This is a genomic window from Lichenicola sp. GTC18331 (assembly GCF_055386855.1).
The window spans coordinates 558,807-581,962 of the sequence record NZ_AP045015.1; the positions used below are offsets into that span (position 1 = coordinate 558,807).

At 67.8% G+C, this 23,156-nt stretch carries 20 protein-coding genes and 1 tRNA gene; 10 read left to right on the forward strand and 11 right to left on the reverse strand.

What is annotated here, in order from left to right; all coding sequences use genetic code 11:
• Window positions 1-2: 2 nt before the first annotated feature.
• The 6 genes from ACZ5BM_RS02630 to ACZ5BM_RS02655 all read right to left on the reverse strand — a co-directional run bounded on the left by ACZ5BM_RS02630 (window position 3) and on the right by ACZ5BM_RS02655 (window position 11,072).
• Window positions 3-953, reverse strand: coding sequence for a DUF1176 domain-containing protein (locus ACZ5BM_RS02630; RefSeq protein ID WP_498909788.1), 951 nt, complete (start codon window positions 951-953; stop codon window positions 3-5).
• Window positions 954-1,113: 160 nt separating this feature from the next.
• The gene (locus ACZ5BM_RS02635) at window positions 1,114-2,706 is read right to left on the reverse strand and encodes an inorganic phosphate transporter (protein WP_498909789.1); all 1,593 of its coding nucleotides are present in this window, start codon (window positions 2,704-2,706) and stop codon (window positions 1,114-1,116) included.
• Between the two features lie 186 nt (window positions 2,707-2,892).
• Window positions 2,893-3,960: a Dyp-type peroxidase gene (locus ACZ5BM_RS02640; RefSeq protein WP_498909790.1), complete on the reverse strand. Its 1,068-nt coding sequence runs from the start codon at window positions 3,958-3,960 to the stop codon at window positions 2,893-2,895.
• Window positions 3,950-8,485 carry a glutamate synthase family protein gene (gene gltB, locus ACZ5BM_RS02645; protein ID WP_498909791.1) on the reverse strand — a complete coding sequence of 1,512 codons (4,536 nt, stop codon included), beginning with the start codon at window positions 8,483-8,485 and terminating at the stop codon, window positions 3,950-3,952. The genes ACZ5BM_RS02640 and gltB overlap by 11 nt, the downstream gene beginning before the upstream one ends.
• Window positions 8,486-8,505: 20 nt before the next feature.
• Window positions 8,506-9,957, reverse strand: a complete 1,452-nt coding sequence (locus tag ACZ5BM_RS02650) for an NAD(P)-dependent oxidoreductase (RefSeq protein ID WP_498909792.1) — start codon at window positions 9,955-9,957, stop codon at window positions 8,506-8,508.
• Window positions 9,958-10,124: 167 nt separating this feature from the next.
• The gene (locus ACZ5BM_RS02655; RefSeq protein WP_498909793.1) at window positions 10,125-11,072 is read right to left on the reverse strand and encodes a complex I NDUFA9 subunit family protein; all 948 of its coding nucleotides are present in this window, start codon (window positions 11,070-11,072) and stop codon (window positions 10,125-10,127) included.
• Window positions 11,073-11,283: 211 nt separating this feature from the next.
• Here ACZ5BM_RS02655 and ACZ5BM_RS02660 point away from each other — a divergent pair.
• From ACZ5BM_RS02660 to hpf, 7 genes are all read left to right on the forward strand, one after another.
• Window positions 11,284-11,370 (forward strand) — tRNA-Leu (locus ACZ5BM_RS02660).
• An 86-nt stretch (window positions 11,371-11,456) separates the two neighbouring features.
• Window positions 11,457-12,104 carry a ribonuclease D gene (locus ACZ5BM_RS02665; RefSeq protein WP_498911456.1) on the forward strand — a complete coding sequence of 216 codons (648 nt, stop codon included), beginning with the start codon at window positions 11,457-11,459 and terminating at the stop codon, window positions 12,102-12,104.
• Window positions 12,105-12,279: 175 nt separating this feature from the next.
• Window positions 12,280-13,083 (forward strand): LPS export ABC transporter periplasmic protein LptC, encoded by an 804-nt coding sequence (lptC, locus tag ACZ5BM_RS02670; RefSeq protein ID WP_498909794.1) that lies wholly within the window; start codon window positions 12,280-12,282, stop codon window positions 13,081-13,083.
• The gene (locus ACZ5BM_RS02675; RefSeq protein WP_498909796.1) at window positions 13,080-14,123 is read left to right on the forward strand and encodes an LptA/OstA family protein; all 1,044 of its coding nucleotides are present in this window, start codon (window positions 13,080-13,082) and stop codon (window positions 14,121-14,123) included. Before lptC ends, ACZ5BM_RS02675 begins: the two co-directional genes overlap by 4 nt.
• Complete coding sequence (lptB, locus tag ACZ5BM_RS02680) at window positions 14,120-14,878, forward strand: LPS export ABC transporter ATP-binding protein (protein WP_498909797.1); 759 nt, start codon at window positions 14,120-14,122, stop codon at window positions 14,876-14,878. Before ACZ5BM_RS02675 ends, lptB begins: the two co-directional genes overlap by 4 nt.
• A 10-nt stretch (window positions 14,879-14,888) precedes the next feature.
• Window positions 14,889-16,391, forward strand: coding sequence for an RNA polymerase factor sigma-54 (gene rpoN / locus ACZ5BM_RS02685; protein ID WP_498909798.1), 1,503 nt, complete (start codon window positions 14,889-14,891; stop codon window positions 16,389-16,391).
• A gap of 43 nt (window positions 16,392-16,434) precedes the next feature.
• Complete coding sequence (gene hpf, locus ACZ5BM_RS02690) at window positions 16,435-17,022, forward strand: ribosome hibernation promotion factor (RefSeq protein ID WP_498909800.1); 588 nt, start codon at window positions 16,435-16,437, stop codon at window positions 17,020-17,022.
• Window positions 17,023-17,113: 91 nt separating this feature from the next.
• On the opposite strand, the gene ACZ5BM_RS02695 is transcribed toward hpf, so the two are convergent.
• Together ACZ5BM_RS02695 and ACZ5BM_RS02700 are read right to left on the reverse strand one after the other, a co-directional pair.
• The gene (locus tag ACZ5BM_RS02695) at window positions 17,114-17,359 is read right to left on the reverse strand and encodes a DUF1150 family protein (RefSeq protein ID WP_498909802.1); all 246 of its coding nucleotides are present in this window, start codon (window positions 17,357-17,359) and stop codon (window positions 17,114-17,116) included.
• 88 nt (window positions 17,360-17,447) lie between these two features.
• On the reverse strand, window positions 17,448-17,951 hold the full coding sequence (locus ACZ5BM_RS02700) for an alpha-crystallin domain-containing protein (protein WP_498909804.1): 504 nt from the start codon (window positions 17,949-17,951) through the stop codon (window positions 17,448-17,450).
• 180 nt (window positions 17,952-18,131) lie between these two features.
• On the opposite strand from ACZ5BM_RS02700, the gene def reads away from it, so the two are divergent.
• Genes def through truA form a run of 3 tightly spaced genes read left to right on the forward strand, consistent with a single transcriptional unit; the run spans window position 18,132 to window position 20,408 of the window.
• Window positions 18,132-18,683 (forward strand): peptide deformylase, encoded by a 552-nt coding sequence (def, locus tag ACZ5BM_RS02705; protein ID WP_498909806.1) that lies wholly within the window; start codon window positions 18,132-18,134, stop codon window positions 18,681-18,683.
• A gap of 7 nt (window positions 18,684-18,690) precedes the next feature.
• Window positions 18,691-19,602, forward strand: coding sequence for a methionyl-tRNA formyltransferase (gene fmt, locus ACZ5BM_RS02710; RefSeq protein WP_498909807.1), 912 nt, complete (start codon window positions 18,691-18,693; stop codon window positions 19,600-19,602).
• Window positions 19,599-20,408 carry a tRNA pseudouridine synthase A gene (truA, locus tag ACZ5BM_RS02715; RefSeq protein ID WP_498909809.1) on the forward strand — a complete coding sequence of 270 codons (810 nt, stop codon included), beginning with the start codon at window positions 19,599-19,601 and terminating at the stop codon, window positions 20,406-20,408. Before fmt ends, truA begins: the two co-directional genes overlap by 4 nt.
• Here the strand turns inward: truA and ACZ5BM_RS02720 are convergent.
• Genes ACZ5BM_RS02720 through dapD form a run of 3 tightly spaced genes read right to left on the reverse strand, consistent with a single transcriptional unit; the run spans window position 20,393 to window position 23,033 of the window.
• Window positions 20,393-21,016 (reverse strand): hypothetical protein, encoded by a 624-nt coding sequence (locus ACZ5BM_RS02720; RefSeq protein WP_498909811.1) that lies wholly within the window; start codon window positions 21,014-21,016, stop codon window positions 20,393-20,395. The genes truA and ACZ5BM_RS02720 overlap by 16 nt on opposite strands.
• Window positions 21,013-22,191: a succinyl-diaminopimelate desuccinylase gene (dapE, locus tag ACZ5BM_RS02725; protein ID WP_498909813.1), complete on the reverse strand. Its 1,179-nt coding sequence runs from the start codon at window positions 22,189-22,191 to the stop codon at window positions 21,013-21,015. The genes ACZ5BM_RS02720 and dapE overlap by 4 nt, the downstream gene beginning before the upstream one ends.
• Entirely contained in the window at window positions 22,191-23,033 is an 843-nt protein-coding gene (dapD, locus tag ACZ5BM_RS02730) for a 2,3,4,5-tetrahydropyridine-2,6-dicarboxylate N-succinyltransferase (protein WP_498909814.1), read from the reverse strand. The genes dapE and dapD overlap by 1 nt, the downstream gene beginning before the upstream one ends.
• Window positions 23,034-23,156: the final 123 nt, after the last annotated feature.

Sequence of the window (23,156 nt, forward strand, 5' to 3'; positions counted from 1 at the left end):
CCTCAGCGCTCCCCCGCCGCCCGATACACCACCGGCCAATCCTCGACGGCCAGGCCGTGGCAGGCCAGCATGAGCTGCGCGCGTGCGAGCTGGAATCGCCTGCCGTCCCAGCGATAACGACGTGTGTCGCCGCAATCGTCGAGCCCGCGCGACGGCTCCGTTCCCAGCAGCGTATCCGGCCCGTCCGTCTCCGCGTTCACCAGAATGCCGGGCTGCCGCACCGGGAATTGCGGCGGCACCGGAAACGTCGCGACCGTGGCCGTGCGGCCGCTCTCCAGCACGAACAGGCTGTCCTGGCTGAAATTGCCGCTGCCGCACGGGATCCGCCACAGCACGGTCCCGCCGGACAAGGCCGATGCGGTCGGCCCCTGCCCCGGCTGCTCCGAATCCTGTGCGGCACAGGCCCGCACCGCAGCCAGGGACGCAACGACGGGAGGGGGCACCGCGTCCGGCGGGACGGGACCGGATGCCGGCGCCTCCGCGATCCGCACGCCCGGCTCGGCCGGACGCCGCTGCGCCCGCGCGATCCAGTCCAGCACGGACGATGCCCCCGACAGCCGGAACACCGCACGCAAGGACGGCCGCCCCTGGGTGATGGCGAACAACCGCCCGGACTGGCGCAGCCACGGCAGCACCATCCGCACCGCGGACGCGTCCAGCACCGCCCGCGCCTGCTCCGCCTCGCCCGGCCGGAAACGCAGGCTCAGCGGCGCGCCACGCCGCCCGAGTTGCAGACGAACGATCTCCGGCCGGTTCGGACGGTCGAAGCGCAACAACAGCGCGCCGGACGGATCGCGTCCGCGCGGCATCCGCAGCAACAACACCGCGCTGTCGTCGTCGGCAAAACCATAGGCGGTGCAGAAACGCTCGTTGTCGCACGCCGCCAGCCACCCCCCCGCCCGCAAGGACAGCGGCGGGTCCGCCTCCCGCGCCCCCGCCGGAACACAGGCCATAATCCCGGCCGCAAACACCCCGAATCGAAACGCCCGCGAACGGATCGCGGGCAGCGGTCGGGCAGCGTGTCGGGGGAGAGGGACCATGCGCCGCTTCTGTCGCACATCTCGCCTTCTGGCGAGAAGCCCGCCGCCCCGAACCGGACGGCGGGCGTCGTTCTCACACGAACAGGGTGCGGAGCAGCCAGTAGAGAACGCCGGCCAGGGTGATCGCCACCGGCAGGGTCAGCACCCAGGCCAGCGCCATATTGCGCAGGGTGCGGGTCTGCAGGCCGGACCCGTTCGCCGCCATCGCACCGGCGACGCCGGAGGACAGGATATGGGTGGTCGATACCGGCAGGCCGTACGCCTCGGCCAGACCGATCGTCGCCATGGCGGTGATCTCGGCCGCAGCACCCTGGCCGTAGCTCATATGCGTCTTGCCGATGCGCTCGCCGACCGTCACCACGATCCGCTTCCAGCCGACCATGGTGCCGAGCCCAAGCGCCAGAGCCACCGACACCTTCACCCAGGTCGGAATATAGCGGGTGCCGTTGTTCAGAACCCCGGCATAATTCTTCAGCGTGCCGAGTTCGCTCTTGTCCAGCTTGGCCCCCACCTTGGGCAGCATCCGAACGGCCTCGGCAGTCAGATACATCTCGTTGCGGACGTTCTTCACCGCCACCGCCGGCACCAGACGAATGGCGCCGTAGCTCTGGATCTCGTGCGCGATGTCGTCGGACAAGGTGGCCAACGCCGCATAGACCGCCGGACGGTCGAGCTGGCTCGTCTTGATCGCCTCGTCCACCACGCCGCGCGCATTGCCCGGCGCCGCGTCCGGCGCACCGGCGGCATGCGCCCTGAAGATCGCGGCCGCCTGCTGGCTGGTCTGCACGAAGGTCGGGGTGGCGCTTTCCGGAATGGCGCGGTTCAGCGCGAAGGCGGTGGGCGCAGCGCCGATCAGGATCAGCATGATCAGGCCCATGCCCTTCTGGCCGTCATTGCCGCCATGCGAGAACGAGACGCCGGTGCAGGTCAGCATCAGCAGGCCACGGATCCAGGTCGGCGGCGGAGCGTCGCCCTTCGGCTCGCGCCAAAGCTCCGGACGGCGGATCAGCGCCTTGCCCAGCAGCAACAGCCCGCCCGCGCACACGAAGCCGAGCAACGGGCTGAACAACAGCGCTTCGAGCACCTTCAACGCCTGGCCCCATTGCACGCCGGACGACGCCACGCCGGGTGGCGTCATGAACTGGTTGGCGAGACCCACGCCCAGGATGGACCCGATCAGCGCATGCGAGGAGGAGTTCGGAATGCCCACAGCCCAGGTGGCGAGGTTCCAAATGATCGCCGCCAGAAGCAGCGCGAAGATCATGCAGGTGCCGGCGGTGGAACCGGAATTCAGGATCAGGTCGATCGGCAGCAGCGTCACGATCGAATACGCCACAGCGCCGGTCGAGGTCAGCACGCCCAGGAAGTTGAACACGCCCGACCACACCACCGCGACCGCGGGCGGCATCGTCTTGGTGTAGATCACCGTCGCCACGGCGTTGGCTGTGTCGTGGAATCCGTTCACGAACTCGAAACCCAGTGCCACCAGCAGCGCCACGCCGAGCAGCACCAGGGTGCCGATCGCCAGGGGCTCGGAATGCGAGGAATTCATGTCCGTGATCAGGCCATAGAGCGCGTAGCCGAGCCCTCCCAGCAACAACACGGCGAACAGGATGACCGTCGGCAGCGTCGATCGGCTGGCGGCGGCCGGGCGCGAGGCGCTCATGGCAAGATCTGACATGTCGGCCTTGTAACCCGAAAGCGCACTAACGGTTCGTGACCGTTCCGTGATGTTCGTCCCCGTTTTGAGACGATCCTTCAGACCCGGCCGAAAGCCTTTCGGATCGCCACCCGGGCCCTTACACAGGCGACCGCAACGCCCTTACGATCGCGGTTCGTTCCGGGTCCACCCTCAGCCGCCGGAAAGCCGGCCCAGAACCTCCCGCGATGGCGCGAAGAACACCGTCCCCGTATGCGGCACGGAGAAATCCAGCAGGCGGTCATACGACCCCACCGGATCGCCCACATACATCCGCTCCAGCATCTTCTCGATCACCCAGAGCCGGCGCGAATAGCCGATGAAATAGGTGCCGTACTCGCCATGACCCGGCCGCCCGAACGGCATGTTGTCGCGCAGGATGTCGTGCTCCACACCCTGCGCATCCACCACCGTCGCCAGCGTCTTGTGCGATTTCCGCGGCGCGGCGTCGTCGGGCAGCTCGATATTGTCGACCTTGGTCCGGCCGATCACCAGTTGCTGCTGGTCTACGCCGATCGAACTCCAGGCGGTGAGATCGTGCAGATATTTCTGCACCATCACGTAGCTGCCGCCCGCGAACGCCGCATCCTCCTCGCCGACGATCGCTGAATCCGGAATGTCCTGCCCGGTCGGATTGGCCGTCCCGTCCACGAAACCCAGCAGATCGCGCGCATCGAAATACCGGAACCCGTTCACCTCATCGACCACCTCAATCGCATCGCCGAGCGAGCCCAGCAGAAGCTTCTCGAACTCGAAGGTGAGATCGACCCGCTCGGCACGGATATGGAACAGCAGATCGCCTGGCGTCGACGGCGCGGTATGGGTCTGGCCGACCACGGCCGCGAACGGTTTCAGCTCTGCCGGCTTGGCGCCGGGCGAAAGACGATCCCACAGTTCGGACCCGATCGCGGCGATGCAGGACAAACGCCCGCCCAGGTCGCGAAACCCGACGGTCTTGAGCAGGTCGTCGATCCCGCCCAGCGCATCGCGCACCCTGCCCAGCGCCGCATCGCCCGGCTTCACGGTCACGACCAGAAAGATCGCGGCACGCGACAAGGGCGCAGCCACGCTCTGCGCATCGATCGGTACCCGATCCCAGCTTTGTCCCGTCATGCTGTCTCCATCGCCGTTCTGCGAGATCAGGCGCGTCGCCACGCCGGACCGGCAGGGTTGCAGCGCCGATGGATCGCCGCAACCCCGCCCGGAGCGATCAGCCGGCAAGCGCCTTCTCGTTCTCGCGCGCCACGGCCAGGTACTTGGCATATTCCTTCGGCACCACATGCCAGAAGCGCGGCAACGCCTTGTTCCACTCGTGCAGCAGCAGGGCCGCGAAGCGGGACGAGGTTTCCTTGGCGTGCGTCTCGATCAAACGCAGCAGCTCGTCATGCCAGCGCGCTTCGGTGACGCGGCTCCAGGTCAGCGTGTCCGGATTGGCGCGGATCTCGAAATCGCCGTCGCTGTCATAGACGAACGCCATGCCCCCGGTGAAACCGGCACCGAAATTGTCGCCCACCGGCCCCAGAACCACCACGGTGCCGCCGGTCATGTATTCGCAACCGTTCGAGCCGCAGCCTTCGACGACCGCCGTCGCGCCCGAATTGCGCACAGCGAAGCGCTCGCCCGCCTGCCCGGCCGCATACAAGGCGCCGGAGGTCGCACCGTAAAGTACCGTGTTGCCGACGATGGCGTTCTGGTTCGACACGAGCTGCGACGACGGCGGCTGGCGCACCACGATGGTCGCACCCGACAAACCCTTGCCGACATAGTCGTTGGCGTCGCCGATCACTTCCAGCTTCAGCCCCTTCACCGCGAAGGCGCCCAGGGACTGTCCCGCCGAACCGCGCAGACGCACGGTCAGATGGCCATGCGCGAGACTGTCCTGGCCGAAACGACGCACGATGCGCGACGAGATCTTGGTGCCGATGGCGCGATGCGTGTTCTGCACGTTGTAGTGCAGCTGCATCTTCTCGCCATGCTCGAACAACGGCTTCGCGTCGGCGATCATCTGCGCGTCGAGCGTTTCCGGCACCTCGTTGCGCCCCTCGCGGGTGCAGTAGCGCGCATACGGACCCGGATCGGCCTGCGCCAGAAGCGGGTTCAGATCGAGGTCATCGAGATAATCCGCACCACGACTGACCTGATGCAGAAGATCGGTCCGGCCGATGATCTCGTTCAACGTCTTCACGCCCAGCTGCGCCAGGATGTTGCGCACGTCCTCGGCGATGAACGAGAACAGGTTGATCACCTTCTCCGGGCTGCCGTCGAACTTCTCGCGCAGCGCCTCGTCCTGGGTGCAGATGCCGACAGGGCAGGTGTTGGAATGGCACTGCCGCACCATGATGCAGCCCATCGCCACCAGGGATGCCGTGCCGATGCCGAACTCCTCCGCACCGAGCATGGCGGCGATCACCACGTCGCGCCCGGTCTTGAGCCCGCCATCGGTGCGCAGCTTCACCCGATGCCGCAGACGGTTCAGCATCAGAACCTGATGCGCTTCCGCCAGCCCCATCTCCCAGGGCAGACCGGCATATTTCACAGAGGTCTGCGGGCTGGCGCCGGTACCGCCGGAATGGCCGGAGATCAGGATGCAATCCGCCTTCGCCTTGGCCACGCCGGCGGCGATCGTGCCGATGCCGGACCGCGCCACCAGCTTCACCGTCACCGTCGCATCCGGATTGATCTGCTTCAGATCGTAGATCAGCTGCGCCAGATCCTCGATCGAATAGATGTCGTGATGTGGCGGCGGCGAGATCAACGTCACGCCCGGCGTGGCATGGCGCAGCTTGGCGATCAGGCCGGTCACCTTGAAGCCCGGCAGTTGCCCGCCCTCGCCCGGCTTGGCGCCCTGCGCCATCTTGATCTCGATCTCGCGGCAATCGTTCAGATATTGCGCGGTGACGCCGAACCGTCCCGACGCGATCTGCTTGATCGCGGACGACGCGTTGTCGCCGTTCGGACGCGGCTTGGACCGCGCAGGGTCCTCGCCACCCTCGCCGGAATCCGACTTGGCGCCGATCCGGTTCATCGCGATCGACAGAGTCTCATGCGCTTCCGGGCTCAGCGCACCGAGCGAGATGCCCGGCGCCAGCAGACGCTTGCGGATTTCGGTGATGCTCTCGACGTCTTCCACAGGGATCGCGCTGCGACCCTCGCGGAAATCCAGCAGATCGCGCAACGCGACGGGCGGCTGGCGACGCACGGCGTCGGCATAACGGCGATAGATGGTGAAGCTGTCCGACGCGCACGCCGTCTGCAGCGTGTGGATCAAACCGCCGTCGAACGCATGCACCTCGCCGCGACGGCGCAGCTTGTAGAGACCGCCGACGGGAAGCGCCACCGCATCGTCGCTCCAGGCCTTCTCGTGGAAACCCAGAACGTTGCGCGCCAGACCGCTCAAACCGATGCCGGAAATGCGCGACTGCATGCCGGGGAAGAACTCCGCCACCAGCGCGCGCGACAGGCCGATCGCCTCGAAATTGTAGCCGCCGCGATAGGAGGCCACCACCGAGATGCCCATCTTGCTCATGATCTTGAGCAGGCCCTTGTCGACCGCCTTGCGATAGTTCTCCACCGCCTTGCGAAGGGACAGATCGCCCAGCAGACCGCGACGATGCCGGTCGGCGATGCATTCCTGCGCCAGATACGCGTTCACCGTGGTGGCACCGACGCCGATCATCACCGCGATCGCATGCACGTCGAGACATTCCGACGTGCGCACGTTGAGCGAGGTGAACGTCCGCAGAGAGCTGCGCACCAGATGGGTATGCACGGCCGCGGTGGCCAGGATCATCGGGATATAGGCCCGCTCCGCGCTCTGCTTCTCGTCGGTCAGGAACACATGCGTTCCGCCTTCGCGCACATGCTCTTCCGCCTCGCGACGAATGCGGGCGATGGCGTCGCGCAGGCCGTTCTCGCCGTCCGCGACCGGAAAGGTGCAGTCCACGACACAGGCGTTGCCGCCCATGAACTCCAGCATCGCCTGATGCTCGCCGCTGGTCAGCACCGGGCTGTCGAGCTGCAACAGATCGCACTGGTTCTCGTCTTCCTCGAGAACGTTGCCGAGATTGCCGAGACGCGTGACCAGACTCATCACGCGCGTTTCGCGCAGGGAGTCGATCGGCGGGTTGGTGACCTGCGAGAACGCCTGGCGGAAATAATGCGCAAGCCCGCGATAATGCTCCGACAGCACCGCCAAAGGCGTGTCGTCGCCCATCGAGCCGACCGCCTCCTGCGCTTCGCTGGCCATCGGATGCAGGATCATCTCCAGCTCTTCGAGCGTGGTGCCCACCGCCGTCTGACGGCGGCGCAGCTCCTCGCCGCTCCAGTAGCTCGGCTCCACCGCATCGGCCCGGACGATGCGGTCGATCCGGTTGATGCGGCCGACCCAGCCGACGAAGTCCTGGCGCGACGACAACAGATCCAGGATCTCCTCGTCGCTGTAGAGCTTCTTTTCCGCCAGATCGAGCGCGATGGTCTGCCCCGGCCCGAGACGGCCCCGGCTGACGATGTCCGCTTCTGGGATCTTCACCATTCCGGTTTCGGATCCGACCACCAGCATGCGGCTCGCCGTCACCGTGTAGCGCAAGGGACGCAGACCGTTGCGGTCGAGACCGGCGATCACCCAGCGCCCATCGGTGCCGCAGATCGCAGCAGGTCCGTCCCAGGGCTCCATCACCGCATTGCAGTACTGGAACATCGCGTTGTGCTCGGGCTTCATCTCCGAGCCCTTGGCGATCGCCGCCGGCACCAGCAGCGTCTTCGCCATCGGCGCATCGCGGCCAGCAAAGGTCAGCAGCTCGAACACGTTGTCCAGGGTCGCGGTGTCGGACCCGCCCGCCTGCACCACCGGCTTGATGTCGTCCATGAACGGATCGAGCGCCGGATCGGCGAGCCGCGTCTCGTGGCTCTTCATCCAGTTGATGTTGCCGGAAACCGTGTTGATCTCGCCGTTATGCGCCAGCTTGCGGAACGGCTGCGCCAGCTTCCAGGTCGGGAAGGTGTTGGTGGAATAACGCTGATGGTAGATCGCGAACCGCGACACGAAGCGCTCGTCGAGCAGATCGGGATAGAAATCCGTCAGATGCTCGGCCAGGAACATGCCCTTGTAGATCAGCGACCGGCACGACAGCGAGCAGATATAGAACTCGCCGATCTGCGCCGCGATCACCTCCTTCTCGATGCGACGACGGATCACGTAGAGTTCGCGCTCGAACTCCGCCTCCTCCGTTCCGCGCAGATTGCGGATCATGATCTGCTCGATCTCGGGACGCGTCGCATTGGCCTTCTCGCCGATGCAGTGCGTGTCGATCGGAACCTGGCGCCAGCCATAGATGCCATATCCGAACGCCAGGATCTCCGCCTCGACGATCTGGCGGCAACGCTCCTGCGCCGACAGATCGGTCTTGGGCAGAAACACCTGACCGACGGCGATCAGCCCGCCATCGGGCTTGTTGCCGGTGCGCTCGATCGCATCGCGAAAGAAATCCTGCGGGATCTCGATATGAATGCCGGCGCCGTCGCCGGTCTTGCCGTCCGCATCCACAGCACCGCGATGCCACACCGCGCGCAAAGCCGCGATCCCGGCTTCCACGATGTCGCGCCGCTTCTCGCCATCCAGCGCCGCCACCATGCCGACGCCGCAGGCATCGTGCTCCATCGACGGATCGTAGGAGCCCGACAGGGCCGCAACGTTGCTGTGCCAGCCGGCCACGAAATCGAGGCCGGACTCGCCCGTCGTTCCGCTCATGCGATCATCCTCCATCTCGGTCACTCCGCCGCCTGAGCGGTCTTGGCGTTCTGTTCCATCCAGAGATGCATCTGTTCGGCGGCGTCGCGCCCGTCACGGATCGCCCACACCACGAGGCTGGCGCCGCGCACGATGTCGCCCGCGGCGAACACGCCGGGCAGGCTCGTCATGAAGCTCTTATGCCCCACCTTCAAAGTCCCCCAGCGGGACACTTCCAGCTCCGGCTGGTCCCAGATCGTCGGCAGCGGCTCCGGATCGAAACCGAGCGCCTTGATCACCAGTTCGGCCTCGAGCGTGAACGCGCTGTTCTCCACCGGATCCACCGATTGCCGACCGGTCGCATCCGGCAGACCGAGCTTCATGCGCGAGGCACGCACACCGGTCACCGCGTCGTCGCCCAGGAACGAATCCGGCGCCGCCAGCCAGACGAACTCGACGCCTTCCTCTTCCGCGTTCTTCACCTCGCGTAGAGAGCCCGGCATGTTGGCCCGGTCGCGCCGATACAGGCACTTCACCGATTTCGCACCCTGGCGGATTGCGGTGCGCACGCAGTCCATCGCCGTGTCGCCGCCGCCGATCACCACCACGTTCTTGCCGCGCGCATCCAGCTCGCCGCTATCGAAATCCGGCACCTGGTCGCCGAGCGAACGCCGGTTCGAGGCGGTCAGGTAGTCCAGCGCCTTCACCAGACCGTTCAGCCCCGATCCCGGCCCGCCCAGAGCCCGCGACTTGTAGACGCCGGTCGCCAGCAGAACCGCGTCGTGACGCGCACGCAGGGTCGAGAACGCGATCTCGGTGTCGCTGTCCTCGGCACCGATGCCCTTGCCGAGATGGAACGCGATGCGCCCGTCCTCCAGCAGCTTGTGGCGGCGCAGAACGATGTCCTTCTCCAGCTTGAAGCCGGGAATGCCGTAGATCATCAGCCCGCCGACGCGGTCGTAGCGATCGTAGACATGCACCTGGTAGCCCAGCCGGCGAAGCTGCTCCGCTGCGGCGAGCCCGCCGGGTCCCGCGCCGACGATGCCCACCGACTGCGCACGCTCATGGCGCGGCGAGATCGGCTTCACCCAGCCCTGCTCCCAGGCATTGTCGGTGACGAACCGCTCCACGGCGCCGATGGTGACGCTCTCGAAGCCCTTCTCGATCACGCAATTGCCTTCGCAGAGACGGTCCTGCGGGCAGATGCGGCCGCAGATCTCGGGGAAGTTGTTGGTGGCCGCGCTGATCTCGTACGCTTCCTGCAGACGGCCCTCTGCGGTGAGCTTCAGCCAGTCGGGGATGTTGTTGTTCAGCGGGCAGTGCACCGAACAGAACGGCACGCCGCATTGCGAGCAGCGGCTGGCCTGGATCTCGGCGCGCTTCGGCGCGAAATCCTCGTAGATCTCGTCGAAATCGTGGGTGCGCTCGGCCGCCTTGCGCTTGTCGGGCTGGTGCTGCTCGACCGAGACGAATTGCAGCATGCGTTCGGCCATGGGCGTTCCCTTCCGGTGGGCGACGCGCCCGAAAAAGAGCGCGTCATCGACCTAAAGAATCCACCCCGACCATAAAAGACAGCAGAACTGTCCTATCGGCAGGTTTCTTACAATTTTCTCACGAAAACGTTCCGAAAGCGTCGCTTAATAGGTCCGAAACGGACCTATCACACCGGAAGCTCCTTCTTTCCGCCGCCCGGACGGTAGCGCTGCAGGTAGGACGGCACCACCAGCTCCACCGGCGTCGGCACGATGCCGAGTGCCTCCAGACCCGCGGCACCGGGCGCCACCACATTGTCATGCCCCAGCATGCGAAGCTGGTCGCGCGTCAGCATCTTGCCTGGCAGGCGCTCCAGGATGCTCGCCTGCAGCGAGGCGATCCCGCCCGGCACGTTGATCAGTGGACGGCGACGACGCATTTCGCGCATCATCCAGCCGAGCAGCTGGCGGAAGGTCCACACGCGCGGCCCGCCCAGCTCGTAGGTACCGCCGAACGGCGCGCCGGGCAGCGTCACCGCCCGCACCGCATCCGCCACGTCGCCGGCATAGACCGGCTGCATCCGCGTATCGCCGCTGAACACCGGCATGAAGGGCGAAATCCGGCCGATCGCGCCGAAGCGGTTGAAGAACGAATCCTCCGGCCCGAACACCAGGGACGGGCGCAGAATGGTCGCGTTGGGGAAATTCTCCCGCACCGCCTGCTCGCCCGCCGCCTTGGACCGCGCGTAGGCGCTGTCGCTGTTCGCATCCGCGCCAATCGCCGAGACCTGCACCAGACGCTCCACCCCGGCCGCCGCAGACAGACGCGCGATTCGCGCCGCCCCGTCGCGATGCACCCGATCGAAATCGCCGCGCTTCGATTCGGCCAGGATGCCGACCAGGTTCACGACGATCTGCGCGCCTTCCACGGCACGGGCGACGGCCTCGTCATCGTGGATCGACACCGACAGCGGCACGACCTGCCCCACGCGGCCGAACGGGCGGAGGTCGTTGGCGGGTGCCGTATGACGCACGGCCACGCGCACCACATGTCCGTCCGCCGCCAGACGACGCACGATATAGCGGCCCAGAAAGCCAGTGCCGCCGAATACCGTCGCTACGCTGCGCGTTGCCATGTCTCTCTCTTCTTCAACACCGTCTGGTTCCAACAGTATGGGAGCCCCTGGCCGCCCTCAAGCCGCAACGGATGCCGCGCACACGGGATCGGCGCGCGTTTCAAAAATCTGCAACGAGGGGCATTGACGGCCCCCTCGCCCGACCATAAAACGCCGCCACCAACCCGCGGTGGTCCGGTTCCTCGGAACGAACACGGCGGTTGCTCCCTGAGCCCAGGTGGCGGAATTGGTAGACGCGCAGGTTTCAGGTACCTGTGGCCGAAAGGTCGTGGAAGTTCGAGTCTTCTCCTGGGCACCAAGGTTCGGCGATGGGCCGGCGGAAACGCCGGCCCGCCCGTCCCCCCTCCCAGACACGGCAAAATATCGTTGAGCATCACGCAGTTCATGCCCAACGCCACCCTCCATCTCCATCGCGGCGATCTCCCCGACGACGTGTCGTTCGGCACCTCCGTCGCCGTCGATACCGAGACCATGGGCCTCCGCCCCCATCGCGACCGGTTGTGTCTGGTGCAGCTTTCGGCCGGCGACGGCACGGCGCATCTGGTACAGATCGTCCCCGAACGCCTCGGCGGCACGCGCGGCCCCCAGGGCGCCGACTGCCCCAATCTCAAAAAGCTGTTGTCCGACCCAGGCGTCGTGAAGCTGATGCATTTCGCTCGCTTCGACGTCGGCATCCTCCAGCATGCGCTGGGCATCACCGTGGCCCCGGTCCGCTGCACCAAGATCGCCGCCAAGCTGGTTCGCACCTTCACCGACCGTCACGGCCTGGCGCAGTTGTCGCGCGAGATGCTCGGCGTCGACATGAGCAAACAGCAGCAGATCTCCGATTGGGGCGCCCCCGACCTCACCCCCGAACAGCTCGCCTACGCCGCCTCCGACGTGCTGCATCTGCACGCGCTCTGGGCGAAGCTGGAGCGGCTGCTGGTGCGCGAAGGCCGTCTCGAACTGGCCGAGGAATGCTTCCGCTTCCTGCCGGCCCGGGCGCGGCTCGATCTGCTCGGCTATGACGAGCCCGACATCTTCGCCCACTGATCGCGGCCGCCCCCGTCTCCCGTCCCGGCCGGCGAGTTGACGGGTGCCGACCTGCTGCCCATACAGTCCCGCCTTGGCGGTCGGCCTGCGGAGCTTCGTGCTTGCTTTCATTACACGATGAAACTTATTCGCCGGCGCCCGGCAGGATCGGCGATCGTCCGGAGCGACCGGCCGCATGAGCCTGCCCCCCGACCGCGATGCCGATGCCCCCAGCGCCGAGATCGCACGCCGGCGCTTGAGCGTGGGCGCGGGGTCCGCCGGCGCGCGCCGGGCGCCCGATGCCGGCCAGATCGCCCGCCGTCGCCGCCTGCTGCGCTGGACCAAATACGCCCTGCCCGCGGGTGCGCTTCTGCTGCTGGGCTCCATCGCCGCCTGGCCGGAACTGGACCGCTCCATGAACGCCGCGCGTATGGGCATGAACGCCGCAGGGCGGGTGAAGGTGCAGAGCGGCCACATGATCGGCGCCCGCTATCGCGGCCTCGACTCCCATAACCAGCCTTTCACCATTACCGCCGACGATGCGGTCCAGGCCCGTGCCCCCGGCGCGGCGCCCGCGTCCGCCAGCGGCAACGACGGCGGCGATCGGATCAATCTGCGCAATCCGATCGCCGACACGCTCGGCAGCGGCGGCAGCTGGATCAGGGTCAGCGGCGACAAGGGCGTGTATCTGCAGCACGGCCAGCAGCTCGATCTTCAGGGCAACGTGCTGCTGTATCGCGACGACGGCATCATGATGACCGGCCCGGTGGCGGATATCGACCTCAAGCGCGGCATCGTCGCGTCGCCGGACTGGGTGCATGCCGAAGGACCGTTCGGCCAGCTCGACGCGCAAAGCTATCTCCTGTCCCAGAAGGACGGTCTGGCGCAGTTCCGCGGCCCCGGCCGCCTCGTGCTGAACGACGACAAGATCGCCCGCGGTCCCGCCCCGGCGAAAACCGCGCCCCCCGCACCGCCGACCGCCAACGGAGCCAAGCGATGATCCCCATTTTTCGGGCCGGCCGTTGGGCGCCGCTCGGCGTTCTGGGCATCGTCGCCGCCTGCCTGCTGCCGCACCCGGCGGCGGCGCAGCAGATCGACCTGTCGCATGGCGGGCAGGTGACGGTCACCGCCCTGGGCGGGTTCGACTGGAACCAGAACGCGCAGACCGTCACCGCCTTCAAGGATGCGCAGGCCGTGCGCGGCGGCGTCACCGTGACCGCCGACAAGCTGATCGCCTATTACCGCAAGAAGGCGACCCCGCCCGGCAAGACCCCGCCCCCCGCCGACGACAAGAAGACGGACGCGGTCGCGCCCACGCCGGAGAACCCGACCGGCGCGCCCAAGACCGGCATGCCGGGCGACGATAGCGGCTCCAACGAGATCTATCGTCTGGAAGCGGTCGGACACGTGCATATCTTCACCGCCACCCAGCAGGCCTTCGGCGACCACGCGCTCTACGACATCGACAAGGGCGTGATGGTGATGACCGGCCACGACCTGCACATGATCACCCCGCAGGACCTGCTGACCGCGCGCGACCAGATGGAATACTGGCCCAACCTGCGCATGTCGGTCGGTCGCGGCGATGCCACCGTCACCACCAATGACGGCCGCAAGATCAAGGCCGACGTGCTGGTCGGCTACAGCGCGCCGCCCGCCCAGACACCGGCCGCGCCCAAGCCCGCCGCACCCGCCAACGGCCAGCCCGCCACGGCACCCGGCCAGGACCCGATCGGCAGCTCGGGCAAGCTCGAGAAGGTGAACGCCTTCGGCAACGTCGTGGTCCGCACCGCCACCGAGACCGTGCGCGGCGATCGCGGCGTGTATGTGCCCGATACCGGCATCGCCCGGATCGTCGGCAACGTTCACATCACGCGCGGCCCCAACCAGCTCAACGGTGCCGCCGCCATCGTCAACATGAAGACCGGCCTCGCCACCATGACCGAAGACCCCGGCGCACGCGTTCAGGGCCTGATCGTGCCGAACGACAGCGGCGGCGCCAGCAAGGGCCCCGAGGCCGGAGGAAAGACGCCGAAATGAGCGCTGCGACCAACGGAGCCGGCGGGACGATGGAGGAAGGCCTTCACGCCCACGCCGTCGGCAAGACCTACAAGAAGCGCGAGGTCGTGCAGGCCGTCTCGATCAGCGTGCGACGCGGCGAGGCGGTCGGGTTGCTCGGTCCGAACGGCGCCGGCAAGACCACCACCTTCTACATGATCGTCGGTCTGGTGCAGCCCGATACCGGCTCCATCAGCCTGGACGGCGCCGACATCACCCAGCTGCCGATGTATCGACGCGCCCGCCTCGGCATCGGCTACCTGCCGCAGGAAGCCAGCATCTTCCGCGGCCTGAACGTCGAGCAGAACATCATGGCGGCGCTGGAGGTGGTCGAGCAGGACCCGGACAAGCGCGACAGCATGCTGGACGGGCTGCTGGGCGAGTTCGGCATCACCCATCTGCGCCGGTCCCCCTCGCTCGCCCTTTCGGGCGGCGAACGCCGCCGTCTCGAGATCGCCCGCGCCCTGGCGAGCCAGCCGAACTACATCCTGCTCGACGAGCCTCTCGCCGGCATCGACCCGATCGCCGTGGGCGAGATCCGCGATCTGGTGTCGCATCTCAAGCATCGCGGTATCGGCGTGCTGATCACCGACCACAACGTCCGCGAGACGCTGGAAATCATCGACCGCGCCTACATCATGCATGGCGGCAAGCTGCTGATGGAGGGCGTGCCGGACGAGGTGGTCGCTCACGAAGACGTGCGCCGCGTATATCTCGGAGAAAGATTTTCGTTGTAGCCTTCGCCTCATGGCGATCGGACCAAGACTGGAGCTAAGGCAGACTCAGGGTCTGGTCATGACGCCGCAGCTGCGTCAGGCCATCAAGCTTCTGCAGTTCTCCAATCTGGAAGTCGCGGCCTTCGTCGAGGAAGAACTCGAACGCAATCCGCTGCTGGAACGCGACGAGCGCGAGGATATTCCGCTCGAGCGCGCGGCGCTCGACCAGCGCACCGATCCGCGCGCGGAGGAACTGGTTCAGGGCGGCACCGACGAGATCCTGCGCGGCGACACGCTCGCCACCCAGTCGCCGCTCGATTCCGATCACGCCGAACCCTTCGACGCGCCGATCTACGAACCGTCCGACAGCATCGGCGGCCCTGAACGCACCGGCGGCTCGGCCCCTGCGGATGCCGACGGGCTGGACGGGGTGGCGCTGCTGGTTGCCGATGCCCCGCCTCTGCGCGACCGTCTGGCGGAACAATTGCGGCTGAACATCGCCGACCCGGTGGACAGGCTGATCGGCGCGCATCTGATCGCCCTGCTGGACGGGGCCGGGCGCGTGTCCGTGGAGGATGCGGCGATCGCCGGTGCGATGGGCGTCGCGGTCGAGCGTGTCGCCGCCGTGCGCGCGCAGATGATGCGGTTCGACCCGGTCGGCCTGTTCGCGCCCGACCTACGCGGCTGCCTCGCGGCGCAGCTCGCCGAGCGCAACCGGCTCGACCCGGCGATGGCGGCGCTGCTGGACAATCTGGAGCTGTTGGCAAAGCGCGAGCTGAAACGTCTGCAAACGCTCTGCGGCGTCGATGCCGACGATCTCGCCGACATGATCGACGAGATCCGCGCCCTCGACCCAAAGCCCGGCGCCGGTCACGACGACGATCCGCCGCAGCCGATCGTGCCGGATGTGCTGATGCGGCCGGCGCCGAACGGCGACTGGATTCTGGAACTGAACCCGGAAACCATGCCGCGCCTGCTGGTCTCGGAAGCGCTGCATGCCCGCATCTCCCTGAAGGCCCCGAAGGGCGACCGGCAGTTCCTGTCGGAGAAGCTGGCGAGCGCCAACTGGCTGGTCCGCTCATTGCACCAGCGTGCCCAGACCATCCTGAAGGTGGCGAGCGAGGTGATGCGCCAGCAGGACGGGTTCCTGCGGCACGGCGTCGGCCATCTGCGCCCGCTGATCCTGCGCGACATCGCCGAGGCAGTGGAACTGCACGAGAGCACCGTGAGCCGGGTGACGGCCAACAAATACATCGCCACGCCGCGCGGTCTTCTGGAACTTAAATACTTCTTCACCACCGCGATCAACGCGACCGGCGGTGGCGAAACCCATAGTGCGGAAGCGGTACGTCACCGAATCCGCAGCATGGTGCAGGCGGAGACCGCCGAAACGATCCTCTCCGACGACGCGATCGTTACGGCCTTGCGCAAGGAGGGCGTGGACATCGCCCGCCGAACGGTGGCCAAATATCGAGACGCGCTTCGTATACCAAGTTCCGTGCAGCGCAAGCGCGAGAAGTCGGCCTCCGCGTGAAACTCCATGCGGCACGGCCGTTAACCCGGACCGGAGGAACCGCATGAACATTTCTGTCGCCGGAAAACAGATCGATCTTTCGGATGCGCTGCGATCGCGCGTCGAACATCATCTCGATCTGATCGCGGAGAAGTATTTCGACCGGGCGCTGGAGGCCAACGTCACCTTCGGCCGCGCCCGCTCCTTCTTCACTTGCGACATCAACGTGCATGCCGGTCGCGGACTTGTGCTGCGCGGCGAGGGCGAAGCGACCGACGCGCACGGCGCGTTCGACGACGCCGCCGAGCACATCGCCAAGCGCCTGCGCCGCTATCGCCGCCGCGTGAACGACCATGCGCGCGATCTGGCGCAGCGTCGCGGCCCGGAAGTGGGGCGCCAATACATCCTGCGTCAGGAAGAGCCGGCGGAGGAGCCGGGCGGGGTGGCGCAGCGCACCTACGCCACCATCATCGCCGAACAGGAAACCCAGATCGCCACCCTCACCGTCAGCGAAGCGGTGATGCAGCTCGATCTGGCCGATCGCCCCGTGCTGATGTTCCGCAACAGCTGCAGCGGCGGGATCAACGTCGTGTATCGCCGCGCCGACGGCCATGTCGGCTGGCTCGATCCGGACGGCGCCCTTCCGAACTGACGCGAACGGCCGCTCGCCGGAAGCCGGGGTCCGATCCCCGCGGATCGGATCGTTCGTTCTGTCCGGCCATCCCGATCCGTCGGACCAGGATCTAGTGGATCAGGGCAGGCACCATCTCGTGCTGCAGGATCGCCGCCAGGGCGACGTCGCGGTCGTCCGTGAGCGCCATCGGCGTTCCATCGGCGGCGTGGATCGCGAAGGCTTCCTCGCCATCCACCGTCACCGCTTTGATATAGGCGAGCTGCGACATGCCGAGTGCTGCCAGCTCGCGTGTGGAGATGCCGTGCGCCAGACGCGTTCCGCGCCTGGGGCGCCGCTGATGGGCGAAGACGGTCATGATCAGACTCCCCAGGCCAAGGCCGCGACAGGCGCGGCGCCGGCCATTCTAGGGTGCAACGATGAACGAGCGGTGAACGCCGGAGCGTTCAGTCGTCCGAAACCGGAGTGGCGCGGATCACCCGGGCCGGGCGGGCGCGCACCATCTCGGTCGCGACGGGACGCGCATCCTCCCTCACGCGCTCGGGCGCCTTGGCGATCTCGATGCGTTTGACACGCACTTCCGGTTGCGGACGCGCCAGATCGATATGCAGAAGGCCGCTGTCGAGCCAGGCGCCGGTGATGTCGATCCCTTCCGCCAGCACGAAAGCGCGCTGGAACTGGCGCGCGGCGATGCCGCGATGCAGGAACACGCGCCCCTGGGAATCGTCGGCCTGACGGCCACGAATCACCAGCTGGTTGTCTTCCTGGGTGATCTGCAGCTCGTCCATCGAGAAGCCGGCGACCGCGAGACTGATGCGCAGGCCGGAGGCGACCTGTTCGATGTTGTAGGGCGGATAGCCCTCGGCCGATGTCTTGGAGGCGCGCTCCAGCATCTGTTCGAGATGGTCGAAGCCGAGAAACATGGGCGAAGCGAACAGGCGTCCTGACATGGGGCCTCCTCCTGCGAGCGAGACGACGAGAAGCGGGGCCCGAAGCGCCCTGCCCGTCCGATATGGCCGTCCCCGCACGCGGCTGCAAGCGCCCGCTCGACCGCGCCGGGCCCCGGACCCCGCTTTGCTCGCCACGAATCGACCCTGGCGCCGGGCGGGCGCGCTCGCTACATCGCGCGCATGACCGAGATCACTCCCGACGCCGCCACCCGCCCCGCCATCGAGCCGATCGGCATCCTGGTCGCGCCGCATCCGGTTCTGCGACGCAAGACCCGTCTGGTCCGCCCGGACGACCGCGCCATGCTGACCGACCTGCTGCCGCGCATGTTCGAGGCGATGTATCAGGCGCCCGGCATCGGTCTGGCCGCGCCGCAGGTGGGGATCGATCTGCGCTTCTGCATCGTCGATCTGCACGAGAACGACGTGCGCGAGCCGATCGTGCTGATCAATCCGGAGATCGTCGCGGAAAGCGAACAGCTCGCCGCGCGCGAGGAAGGCTGCCTGTCCCTGCCCGGCCAGTATGCCGAGGTGGTGCGTCCCGAGGGCGTCACGGTGCGCTTCGAGGACGAGACCGGCGTCAGGCGCGAGATCAAGGCCGACGGCCTGCTCGCCACCTGCTTCCAGCACGAGATCGACCATCTCGACGGCATTCTGTTCGTGGATCACCTGTCGGCGCTGAAGCGCAACATGATCATGCGCAGGCTGGCCAAAGAGATGAAGGCGAAGGGCTGATCCGGCCATGCGCCTCGCCTTCATGGGCACGCCAGGCTTCTCCGTCCCGGCGCTGCGCGCCCTGCACGAGGCCGGGCACGAGATCGTCGCCGTCTACAGCCAGCCGCCACGGCCAGCCGGGCGCGGCCATGTCCTGACCCCCTCTCCCGTCCAGCGCGAAGCGGAGCGTCTGGGCATCCCGGTGCGCACGCCGGAACGTCTGCGTCGCGACGAAGCCGAACACGCGTTCTTCCGGGCGCTCGATCTCGATGCCGGGGTGGTGGTCGCCTACGGGCTGATCCTGCCTGCCGCCATGCTCGATGCGCCGCGCCGCGGCTGCCTGAACATCCATGCCAGCCTGCTGCCGCGCTGGCGAGGCGCCGCGCCGTTCCAGGCGGCGATCCTGGCCGGCGACACCGAATGCGGCGTCACCATCATGCAGATGGACCCCGGACTCGACACCGGCCCGATGCTGCGCGCGGAAGCGGTGCCGATCCATGCCGACACCGACGCGACGATGCTGCACGACAGTCTGAGCGCGCTCGGCGCCCGGCTGATCGTGCAGGAGCTGGCCGATCCCGGCACGCCGGTCCCGCAGGACGACGCCCTGGCGACCCTGGTGCCGAAACTGTCCCGCGCCGACGGCAGGCTCGATTTCACACAAGCCGCGGCGGCGCTGGACCGTCGCGTGCGGGCGATGACGCCCTGGCCCGGCGCCAGCGCGACGCTGGACGGCGTGTCGCTGAAGATCGGCCATGTCACGCCCGTCGCCGTCCGGCACGCGGCCCCACCCGGCACCGCCCTGGACGACCGGCTGCTGATCGCCTGCGGCGAGGGCGCGCTGCGTCTGGACCGGCTCCAGGCGCCGGGCCGGGCGATGATGGAGGCGGACGCGTTCCTGCGCGGACGCGCGGTTCCGGCGGGATCGGTCTTCACGTGAGCGAGACGGTGCCCGCCCCCACCGATCGCTGGGCGCTGCGGATCGAATATCACGGCGGCCCGTTCGTGGGCTGGCAGCGACAGGCCGTCGGGCTGTCCGTGCAGGCGGTGCTGGAAGCGGCGGCGAGCCGGCTCGCCGGGGGAGCTCCGGTGGCGAGCATCGTCGCCGGTCGCACCGATGCCGGCGTGCATGCGCGCGGCCAGGTGGCGCATCTCGACCTCCCCGCCGGCGCCCTGACCGCCGCGAAGCTGCGGGATGCGCTGAACTTCCACATGAAGCCGCACCCGGTGGTGGTGCTGGACGCCGCTCAGGTCGCCCCGGACTGGAGTGCGCGCTTCAGTGCCAACAGGCGCCGCTATCTGTTCCGCATCCTGAACCGTTCGGCGCGGCCGGGACTGGAGGCGGGCACGGTGTGGCATGTGCGTCAGCCGCTCGACATCGGACGCATGGCGGAGGGCGCGTCGCATCTGCTCGGCCGGCACGATTTCACCTCGTTCCGCGCCAGCGCTTGTCAGGCCAACAGCCCCGTCCGCACCCTCGACCGGCTGGAGGTGATCCGGCAGGGCGAGATCGTCGAGATCCATGCCGAGGCGCGCTCGTTCCTGCATCATCAGGTGCGCAACATGGTCGGCACGTTGAAGCTGGTCGGCACCGGAGACTGGGCGCCGGAGCGCGTCGGTCTGGCGCTGGCCGCCCGCGATCGCGCCGCCGCCGGCCCGACCTCGCCCGCCGACGGTCTGGCGCTGATGGCGGTGGGCTATCCGGTCGATCCGTTCGGGAACGGTTCGGATCAGGGGGCGGGCTGAACGCTCGTCAGCAGCCCCATGAAGGGCTGCATGCCGATCGCGAACACGGCGGAACTGACGCCCGTGACAACCAGCACCGTGAGCACGGCCCGCAACGGCGACAGGTTCAGGCCACGCCACGCCACGAACCATTGCAGCCAGAGCGCATAGAAGAGAAACAGCAGCGACGCCCCGGTGGTGGCGACACGCGGATCGGCGCCGAACGTCATGGCGACGGAGGCCAGCACGATGGCCGGCAGATAGGCCACCGGCAGCAGAAGATTGGTCCAGATGGAGGCGGTGGCGTAGCGGGGCCACAACGCCGTGCGCTTCCACAGCGTCGCCATCAGATGCGACAGCACCGGCGGCAGCAGGATGCCGCATAGGAACAGCAAGACCACGCACAGCGCCGCGAGGGACGGCTTCGCCAGCAGCATCGCGCCGGCATACACGAGCAGAAACGCCAGCGGCGGGGTCAGCGCGCCCAGAAACGCCTCGCGCCCGTTGCCGAAACAGCTGAGCCCCTCGGCGCGCCCGGTCCCGATCAGGAGCAGGCCGCGCACGACCTGACCGGCGCGGCTGCGACGGCCGGGCGAACCGGAAGGGCGGGACGGCGGCGGCGAGATCATGGCGTGGCGTCTCCGCCTGAGTCGGGCAGGAGGTCCCCGATCAGTGCGCGATAGATGGCGGTCAGGGCGGCGAGATCGGCCAGGGGAACGTTCTCGTCCGCCTTGTGCATGGAGGCGCCGACCAGACCGAACTCCGCCACCGGACAGAAGCGGGCGATGAACCGCGCATCGGAGGTGCCGCCGCCGGTGTCCAGCGACGGGTTGCGGCCGGTGACGGTCCGGACGGCCCGGCGCAACGCCGCGATCTCGCGGCCCGGCTCGCACAGGAACGATTCGCCGCTGATGCGGATGTCGAGTCCGGCACCGGGCGCGTGCGCATCGCAGACGCGCCGCAGCATCTCGCCGAGCGAGCGGCCGGTATGACGGTCGTTGAAGCGGATGTTGAGCATTGCCGAGGCCCGGGACGGGATCACGTTGGTGGCCGGGTTGCCCACATCGACGCTGGTGACCTGCAACGAGGACGGCTCGAACGCGTCGCTGCCGGCGTCCAGCGGGGCGGCGGTCAGATCGCTCAGAATGCGCAGCAGGCGATGCACCGGATTGTCGGCGCGATGCGGATAGGCGACGTGGCCCTGCACGCCATGGATCTCGATGCGGGCGTTCAGCGACCCGCGACGGCCGATCTTGATGCAGTCGCCGAGCGCGGACGGGTTGGTGGGTTCGCCGACGAGACAGAAATCCGGGATCTGGCCGTGGTCGCGCATCCAGTCGAGCACGCGCACCGTGCCGTCGGTGGCCGGCCCTTCCTCGTCGCCGGTGATCAGCAGTGACAGCGAGCCGTCCAGCGGACCGGACGCGAGACGGTCGGCGGCGGCGGCGATGAAACAGGCGATGGCGCCCTTCATGTCGCAGGCGCCGCGGCCGAACAGCACACCGTCCCGCTCCTGGGCGGCGAACGGATCGACGGTCCAGACCGCATTGCCGGCCGGCACTACGTCGGTATGGCCAGCGAAACAGAGATGCGGCGCGCCGGTGCCGATCCGGGCGAACAGATTGGGCGTGGTGCCGAACCGCAGCGGCGTCACGGTGAAGCCGAGCCGCTCCAGCTCGTCCGTCAGCAGGCCCTGGGCGCCGTCATCGGCCGGCGTCACAGACCGGCAGGCGATCAGCCCTTGCGCGAGGCGCAGCGCATAGGACGGATCGGCCGAGCGCCGGACGTCGGCCACGTCCGCCATCAGTCGCGCAGCAGCTCGTTGATGGAGGTCTTGGAGCGGGTGCGGGCGTCCACGCGCTTCACGATCACGGCGCAGGCCAAGGACGGCGCGGTCCGGTCGCCGCTGGCCGGCGGAAGCGTGCCCGGAACCACCACCGAATAGGCCGGCACACGGCCCATGAAGATCTCACCAGTGGTGCGATCGACGATCTTGGTGGACGCGCCCAGGAACACACCCATCGATAGGACGCTGCCCCGCTCCACGATCACGCCCTCGGCCACTTCCGACCGGGCGCCGACGAAGCAATCATCCTCGATGATCACCGGCGCGGCCTGCAACGGCTCCAGGACGCCGCCGATGCCGGCGCCGCCGCTGATATGGCAGTTGGCGCCGATCTGCGCGCAGGAGCCCACCGTGGCCCAGGTGTCGATCATGGTGTTGGCGCCGATCCAGGCGCCCACATTGACGAAGGATGGCATCAGAACCACGCCGGAAGAAACATGGGCGGAACGCCGCACCACGGCGCCCGGGACCGCGCGGAAGCCGGCCTCGGCAAAGCGTGCGGCGTCCCAGCCCTCGAACTTCACCGGGACCTTGTCGAACACCGGCGCGCCGCCCGGACCCGGCATCGGCACGCTGTCGTTCAGGCGGAACGACAACAGAACCGCCTTCTTGAGCCATTCGTGGACCGTCCAGCCGCCGGCATCACCCTCGTTCGGCGTCGCGACACGCATTTCGCCGCTGTCCAACGTGCTCAGCACGGCGTCGACATCGTCCCGCGCTGCGCCCTTCGTGGCCGAAGACAGGGCCGCGCGCTGTTCCCACAGCTGTTCGATACGGGCGCGGAGGGCGTCGTGCGTCATGTAAAATCCGGCTGATGAGACGGTGCGGACCATGCTTTCCGCCGCGGTGGCTTGTCAACGCGGCGCCGCCTGCGAACCCTACGCCGAAGGACGGCCTCCGGCTCGCGAGAACGTTTGATTGAT

Bases quoted from the DNA above. Each gene is read 5' to 3' on its own strand.
- def (WP_498909806.1), top strand. From the start codon at position 18,132: ATGACCGAGATCACTCCCGACGCCGCCACCCGCCCCGCCATCGAGCCG.
- ACZ5BM_RS02720 (WP_498909811.1), bottom strand. From the start codon at position 21,016: ATGATCTCGCCGCCGCCGTCCCGCCCTTCCGGTTCGCCCGGCCGTCGC.
- lptC (WP_498909794.1), top strand. From the start codon at position 12,280: ATGAGCCTGCCCCCCGACCGCGATGCCGATGCCCCCAGCGCCGAGATC.
- lptB (WP_498909797.1), top strand. From the start codon at position 14,120: ATGAGCGCTGCGACCAACGGAGCCGGCGGGACGATGGAGGAAGGCCTT.
- rpoN (WP_498909798.1), top strand. From the start codon at position 14,889: ATGGCGATCGGACCAAGACTGGAGCTAAGGCAGACTCAGGGTCTGGTC.
- ACZ5BM_RS02675 (WP_498909796.1), top strand. From the start codon at position 13,080: ATGATCCCCATTTTTCGGGCCGGCCGTTGGGCGCCGCTCGGCGTTCTG.
- gltB (WP_498909791.1), bottom strand. From the start codon at position 8,485: ATGAGCGGAACGACGGGCGAGTCCGGCCTCGATTTCGTGGCCGGCTGG.
- ACZ5BM_RS02655 (WP_498909793.1), bottom strand. From the start codon at position 11,072: ATGGCAACGCGCAGCGTAGCGACGGTATTCGGCGGCACTGGCTTTCTG.
- ACZ5BM_RS02635 (WP_498909789.1), bottom strand. From the start codon at position 2,706: ATGAGCGCCTCGCGCCCGGCCGCCGCCAGCCGATCGACGCTGCCGACG.
- ACZ5BM_RS02650 (WP_498909792.1), bottom strand. From the start codon at position 9,957: ATGGCCGAACGCATGCTGCAATTCGTCTCGGTCGAGCAGCACCAGCCC.
- fmt (WP_498909807.1), top strand. From the start codon at position 18,691: ATGCGCCTCGCCTTCATGGGCACGCCAGGCTTCTCCGTCCCGGCGCTG.
- dapD (WP_498909814.1), bottom strand. From the start codon at position 23,033: ATGACGCACGACGCCCTCCGCGCCCGTATCGAACAGCTGTGGGAACAG.
- dapE (WP_498909813.1), bottom strand. From the start codon at position 22,191: ATGGCGGACGTGGCCGACGTCCGGCGCTCGGCCGATCCGTCCTATGCG.
- hpf (WP_498909800.1), top strand. From the start codon at position 16,435: ATGAACATTTCTGTCGCCGGAAAACAGATCGATCTTTCGGATGCGCTG.
- ACZ5BM_RS02695 (WP_498909802.1), bottom strand. From the start codon at position 17,359: ATGACCGTCTTCGCCCATCAGCGGCGCCCCAGGCGCGGAACGCGTCTG.
- ACZ5BM_RS02700 (WP_498909804.1), bottom strand. From the start codon at position 17,951: ATGTCAGGACGCCTGTTCGCTTCGCCCATGTTTCTCGGCTTCGACCAT.
- ACZ5BM_RS02665 (WP_498911456.1), top strand. From the start codon at position 11,457: ATGCCCAACGCCACCCTCCATCTCCATCGCGGCGATCTCCCCGACGAC.
- ACZ5BM_RS02630 (WP_498909788.1), bottom strand. From the start codon at position 953: ATGGCCTGTGTTCCGGCGGGGGCGCGGGAGGCGGACCCGCCGCTGTCC.